A 6173-nucleotide genomic window follows, 5' to 3' on the forward strand; every position below is an offset into this window, starting at 1 on the left:
CCGTCAATTCCTTTGAGTTTTAATCTTGCGACCGTACTCCCCAGGCGGAGTGCTTAATGCGTTAGCTGCGTCACCGACATGCATGCATGCCGACAACTAGCACTCATCGTTTACAGCGTGGACTACCAGGGTATCTAATCCTGTTTGCTCCCCACGCTTTCGCGCCTCAGCGTCAGTATCGGGCCAGTGAGTCGCCTTCGCCACTGGTGTTCCTCCGAATATCTACGAATTTCACCTCTACACTCGGAATTCCACTCACCTCTCCCGAACTCAAGACAGCCAGTATCAAAGGCAATTCCAAGGTTGAGCCCTGGGCTTTCACCTCTGACTAAACTGTCCGCCTACGCGCCCTTTACGCCCAGTAATTCCGAGCAACGCTAGCCCCCTTCGTATTACCGCGGCTGCTGGCACGAAGTTAGCCGGGGCTTCTTCTCCGGGTACCGTCATTATCTTCCCCGGTGAAAGAATTTTACAATCCTAAGACCTTCATCATTCACGCGGCATGGCTGCGTCAGGCTTTCGCCCATTGCGCAAGATTCCCTACTGCTGCCTCCCGTAGGAGTCTGGGCCGTGTCTCAGTCCCAGTGTGGCTGATCATCCTCTCAGACCAGCTATGGATCGTCGGCTTGGTGGGCCTTTACCCCACCAACTACCTAATCCAACGCGGGCTGCTCCAATGGCAATAAATCTTTCCCCCGAAGGGCACATACGGTATTAGCTGAAGTTTCCCTCAGTTGTTCCGTACCAAAGGGCACATTCCCACGCGTTACTCACCCGTCCGCCGCTCACCCGAAGGTGCGCTCGACTTGCATGTATTAGGCCTGCCGCCAGCGTTCGCTCTGAGCCAGGATCAAACTCTCAGGTTGAGTTGACGTTCTGACTTTCGGCTTCCTCGATCCACTAGGGATCGACTGGCTATAGTCTGCGTAGTTCTTGACGAGTTCCCACAAATTGTGGCCGACCCGAGGGTCGACCATATTCATGGTGTCTTCAAGAGACCGCAGTCACAGTCAGCGTCGAGATAGTGTGGTTAGCACTATCGCCAGGACGCCGCCGCCTGCGTTTCTCTTTCCAATTCAACGATGTCAAAGACCCAGACCGGCTTTCGCCTGCCCCACTGTTTAGCGCCGGTGGGCGGCGGAGGCGGCTATCTATTGACCGGCCTCTTTGGTGTCAATCAGTCTTTTCAGACTTTCTGCGGACCACCTCGGTTACCCGAAAACAGGCCGCAAAAATCGTCTCGGGCCGCCGAGGGGCTTCCCTCTAGTCCGTGACGATTCGATTGAAGTCCGGGAACATACTCAACTGGACCCGAAAATCAAGCGCCTTGTGGGCGCTCCCTTCGTTTCCCGGCGTGTGTGTGCCCGGCGGAGGCGGCTATCTAGGGGGCGCCCGTTCCGGCGTCAACCGATTGTCATCGAATTTCTCGCAAACCGTCGTCTCTCGAAGGGCGCGGTCGTCTTGCGGCGGCCCTGGTCGGCGGGGCACTACTGCCGCGCCGTTGCCAGCCGGAGGGCGCTCTCGTCCAGCGAGGCGGGGCTGTGGAGAGAGAATGCTGTCGCAGAAGGCCAAGTACGGGTTGCGTGCGCTGGTGGAACTCGCCCGCGCCGGCGGGACCCAACTCAGCGCCGGGGAGCTGGCCGCACGCGCCGGCGCCCCGCGCAAGTTCCTGGAGGCCATCCTCCTAGAGATGTCGCGCAACCAGATCGTGGTCAGCCGCCGGGGCAAGTTCGGCGGCTACGTCCTGGCCCGCGCCGCCGGCGAGATCACCTTCGCCGAGGTCATCCGCATCATCGACGGTCCCCTGGCGTTGGCTCCCTGCGTCAGCCCGCGCCTCGGCTTCCGCAAGTGCGCCGACTGTCCCGACCTCGCCACCTGCACCCTGCGCGAGGCGCTGCTGCGCGCCCGCGACGCCACCGCCGCCGTCCTCGAGGCCTACACCCTGGCCGACGCCGCCGTCTCCGGCGCACCCGAGCCCCTCAGGACGGCGCTGTAGGCCCAGAACGCCGGCGGGGCAGCCGCCCGCTCTCGGTTGCGATTCGGCAGGGGGCTGCAGGAGCCCGAATTCAGCTGGCTGCGATGTAGGCTTTCAGCCCGTCGGCCTCGGCCTCGACCTCGGAGATCTTCCACTTCACCAGGTCGCCGATGGAAACGATGCCCACGAGCCGCTCGCCCTTGCACACCGGCAGGTGGCGGATGCGCCGGTCGGTCATGCGTGAGAGCAGCGAATCCACCGTCTCGCCCGGGTCGGCGATCACCACCTTGGCGGTCATGAAGTCCGAGACCGGCCGGTCCAGCGCGCTGGCGCCTTGCCTTGCCACGGCGCGCACGATGTCGCGCTCGGAGACGATGCCCACGACCTTGTCGGCCTCCAGCACCACGAAGGCGCCGATTCCCTTCGTGCTGAGCATCTCCGCCACCGCGCCGACGAGTTCGCCGGGCTTGATGGTGAAAACCTTGTCGCCCTTGGTGCGCAGAATCTGCGAGACCAGCATGCTGGAACTCCGTCTCTCGTCCGGAGGGTAGGTTCGCCCGTTTTCAACCCAGACACAATGCATGCGCGGGTCACGCGCGCGTGAGGCGAGTCAGCGCCGCCCCGCCAGCCAGGCGAACGGTCCGATCAGCAGGACGCCGGCGGCGAAGCCGGCCAGATGCGCCTCCCACCCGATCACCGCGTCGCCGCTCCCGGGGATCAGGAGTCCGCCGGTGAGCGCCATGATCACATTGATGATCACCCAGGCCCCGCCCATCTGCAGGACCGCCGGCGAGAACAACGGGCCCACGCGCCCCTGGCCGCCGATGATCCGCGCCGCGGCGCCCATCAGCCCGGACGCCGCGCCCGAGGCGCCGATCGCCAGCACGTTCTGGTTCCAGTGGGTCGCCGCGAAGCCGAAGGATGCGAAGACCCCGGTTGCGAGGAAGAACAGGAAATAGGCCGCCGCTCCGCCGGCCCCACGGCCCAGTACTCGCGCCACCGGAGCCCCGAAGGCCAGGCAGAAGGCGGCGTTCATCAGGGCGTGGGCCCAGTTGCCGTGGACGAATATCGAGCTGATCAGCCGTTCGGGGTGGCCTTGCAGCATCAGCAGCGGCGAGAACCCCAGCGCCTCCTCCACCCAGCGCAGGGGATAGCGGCTCTGGACGAAGTAGGCCGCGACGATGGCCAGGGTGACCGCCACCACGGGCCAGGGCGCATTGACCATGGGCTGGGGCCCGGGCCGATCCGCGGATCCGCGGGCCGGCGGGGTTCCGGGCCCGCCCTGGGCCGGGGCTTCGAAACGGAGAACGTGCATTGGCCTCCATGTAGTCGCTGTTGGGCCCCCGCGCGAGGGCCGCCCTTGAGCGCGCGCTTGCCTTTTGCCCCCGCCCTTTTCGCCCCGCCCCTTTTTCTCCTCGCCCCTTTCGCGCCTTGCGGGCGCCATGCGCCTTCGCGATGGTGCCGCCTCATGATCCACGACAGGCAGACTTGATGACCCGCCCTCTGCGCGCCGGCCCGTTCCTCGCCGCCGCGCTCGCCATCGCCGCCCCTGCTCTGGCCGCCCCGATCCCGGCCCAGGCCCCCGCTAAGCCGGCCAGCCCCCTCCCCGCCCGGCTCGCCCCGGGCCAGTGGCCGCAGGCCCGCTCGGACCTGAAGCCCGACCCCGCGATCCGATTCGGCAGCCTGCCGAACGGCATGCGCTATGCGCTGCGCAAGCAGTCGATCCCCCCGGGCCGAACGGCGCTGCGGCTGTGGATCGGCGCGGGGTCGATGATGGAGACCGACGCCCAGCAGGGACTCGCCCACTTCCTGGAACACATGGCCTTCAACGGCTCCAAGGGGGTCAAGGAAGGCGAGATGATCAAGATCCTGGAGCGTCTGGGACTGGCGTTCGGGCCCGACACCAATGCGTCCACCAGCTTCTCCGAGACCGTCTACCAGCTGGACTTGCCCAGGAGCGATGGCGAGACGGTCGACACCGCGCTGATGCTGCTGCGCGAAACGGCTTCCGAGCTGACTATCGCGCCGGCCGCGGTGGACCGCGAGCGGGGCATCGTGCTGTCGGAGGAACGCGCGCGCGACACCCCCGGCTACCGGGTGGCGATCGAGCGGATGAAGTTCCAGCTCCAGGGCCAGCGCCTTCCGGCCCGCCTGCCGATCGGCAAGGTTGAGGTGCTGAAGACCGCGCCCGCGAGCTTGATCGCCGACTACTATGCCCGCTGGTACCGGCCCGACCGAGCGGTCCTCGTGGCCGTGGGCGACTTCGACGTCGACGCCATGGAGACGAAAATCAAGGCGTCGTTCTCCGGCTGGACGGCCAAGGCGCCCCCGGCGCGGGAGCCGGACCAGGGCCCGATCGCGCAGCGCACGGCCGACGCGCGGCTGGTCGTGGACCCGGGCGTCACCCAGACCCTCCAGGTGGCCTGGGTCTCGCCGCCGGACCTGTCGTTCGACACTGTCGCCAAGCGCCGCGCCAACCTGATCGAGACCCTGGGCCTGCAGGTGCTGAACCGGCGCTACTCGGCGATGTCGCGCGCCTCCGACCCGCCGTTCCTGGGCGCCGCGGCGTTCAAGGGCCAGCAGGACGACGCCGCCGAGATCGCCACCATCGGGGTCAACGCCGAGCCGGGCCGCTGGCGCGAGGCCCTGGCTTCGGCCGAGCAGGAACAACGCCGCCTGGTGCAATACGGCGTGCGCCAGGACGAGCTCGACCGAGAGATTGCGGAAGTGCGCGCAGGCCTGCAGGCGGCGGCGGCCGGGGCCGCCACCCGCCGCCAGGTCGACCTCGCCAACGAAATCGTGGGCTCTCTGGCCGACCACACCGTCGTCACCGCCCCGGCCGACGAGCTTGCCACCTTCGAGGCGGCCGTGAAGGGCCTGAAGGCCGAGACCGTCAACGCAGCCGTGAAGGGCGTCTTCCAGGGACAAGGACCCCTGGTGTTCATGGCCTCGCCCCAGGCCATCGAGGGCGGAAAGGCCGCGGTCCTGGCCGCGCTGACAAGCTCCCAGGCGGTGGCGGTGGCTCCGCCGGCGCAGGCCGCAGAGGTCGCATGGCCCTACGAGACCTTCGGTACCCCGGGCAAGGTGGCCGAGCGACGCGAGGTGGCGGACCTTCAGACGACCTTCGTGCGGTTCGACAACGGTGTGCGCCTGACCATCAGGCCCACGAAATTCCGCGATGATGAGGTGCTGGTGCGCGTCAACATCGGCCAGGGCATGATCGGCCTGCCGAGCGACCGCCAGAGCCCGTTCTGGGCCGCCAGCAGCCTGATCGAGGGCGGGCTGAAGAAGCTCGACGTTGAGGACATGGAAAAGGTCCTGGCGGCGAAGGTCTACGGCGCCCGCTTCAGCGTGACCGACGACGCCTTCGTGTTCAGCGGCGGCACGCGCACCGACGACCTGCCCACCCAACTGCAAGTGCTGGCCGCATACGTTACCGAGCCGGGCTGGCGCGAGGCCGCGTTCGAGCGGATCAAGACCGCCGGCAAGACCATCCACGACCAGTACGAGGCCACGGACGGCGGGGTGATGCAGCGCGATCTCGCGGGCCTCCTGCATTCCGGCGACCGCCGCTGGACCTTCCCGAGCCGCGAGGAGATCGCGAACGCCAGACTGTCGGACCTGCAGGCGGCGATCACGCCGGCGCTGCAGACCGGCCCGATCGAGGTGGTGATCGTGGGCGATGTCGTTCCTGATCAGGTCATCGCGGCTGCCGCCGCCACCTTCGGCGCCCTGCCCGTCCGGGCCGAGTCCCGCCCCGTGCCTGCCGCCAAGCGCGCAGTCCCGTTCCCGCGGGGCGCAGCTCAGCCGGTGGTGCTCTCGCACAAGGGCCGCGGCGACCAGGCCATCGGCTATATCGGCTGGGGCACCACAGACTACTGGGCCGATCCCCAGCGGGCGCGCGACACCGCGATCCTGCGCGAGGTGATGAAGCTGCGGATCACCGAGGAGCTGCGCGAGGCGCAAGGGGTGACCTATTCGCCCGACGTGAACAGTCAGCACAGCCTGGTCTGGTCCGGCTGGGGCTATGTCGCCGCCAACGTCGAGGCTCCGCCGGAGAAGCTCCCCGGCTTCTTCGACGACACGCTTAAGATCGCCCGCGACCTGGCCATCACCGAGATCGGGCCGGACGAACTGGCGCGGGCCAAGCAGCCGCGGCTGGAGCAACTGCAGCGCGCGCAGCTCACCAATGGCTACT

Annotated in this window: 4 protein-coding genes and 1 rRNA gene; 2 read left to right on the forward strand and 3 right to left on the reverse strand. The window is 67.2% G+C overall.

Annotated elements, in window-relative coordinates:
- A 16S ribosomal RNA gene (locus QZV94_RS22190) occupies positions 1-866 on the reverse strand; the annotation flags it as partial.
- A 686-nt stretch (positions 867-1552) separates the two neighbouring features.
- On the opposite strand from QZV94_RS22190, the gene QZV94_RS22195 reads away from it, so the two are divergent.
- On the forward strand, positions 1553-1996 hold the full coding sequence (locus tag QZV94_RS22195; protein WP_293682092.1) for an Rrf2 family transcriptional regulator: 444 nt from the start codon (positions 1553-1555) through the stop codon (positions 1994-1996).
- Positions 1997-2066: 70 nt separating this feature from the next.
- Here QZV94_RS22195 and QZV94_RS22200 read toward each other — a convergent pair whose 3' ends face one another.
- Together QZV94_RS22200 and QZV94_RS22205 are read right to left on the reverse strand one after the other, a co-directional pair.
- Positions 2067-2495, reverse strand: coding sequence for a CBS domain-containing protein (locus tag QZV94_RS22200; RefSeq protein WP_293682095.1), 429 nt, complete (start codon positions 2493-2495; stop codon positions 2067-2069).
- Positions 2496-2585: 90 nt separating this feature from the next.
- Entirely contained in the window at positions 2586-3290 is a 705-nt protein-coding gene (locus tag QZV94_RS22205; RefSeq protein WP_293682098.1) for a rhomboid family intramembrane serine protease, read from the reverse strand.
- A gap of 176 nt (positions 3291-3466) precedes the next feature.
- Between QZV94_RS22205 and QZV94_RS22210 the strand changes: the two genes are divergently transcribed.
- A partial coding sequence (locus QZV94_RS22210; protein WP_293682101.1) for a pitrilysin family protein occupies positions 3467-6173 on the forward strand: 2707 nt, incomplete at its 3' end.

It is taken from the genome of uncultured Phenylobacterium sp., from assembly GCF_902826855.1.
GTDB lineage: Bacteria > Pseudomonadota > Alphaproteobacteria > Caulobacterales > Caulobacteraceae > Phenylobacterium.

Excerpts from the sequence above, each read along its gene's own strand:
- QZV94_RS22200 (WP_293682095.1), bottom strand. The coding sequence starts at position 2,495 with ATGCTGGTCTCGCAGATTCTGCGCACCAAGGGCGACAAGGTTTTCACC.
- QZV94_RS22195 (WP_293682092.1), top strand. The coding sequence starts at position 1,553 with ATGCTGTCGCAGAAGGCCAAGTACGGGTTGCGTGCGCTGGTGGAACTC.
- QZV94_RS22205 (WP_293682098.1), bottom strand. The coding sequence starts at position 3,290 with ATGCACGTTCTCCGTTTCGAAGCCCCGGCCCAGGGCGGGCCCGGAACC.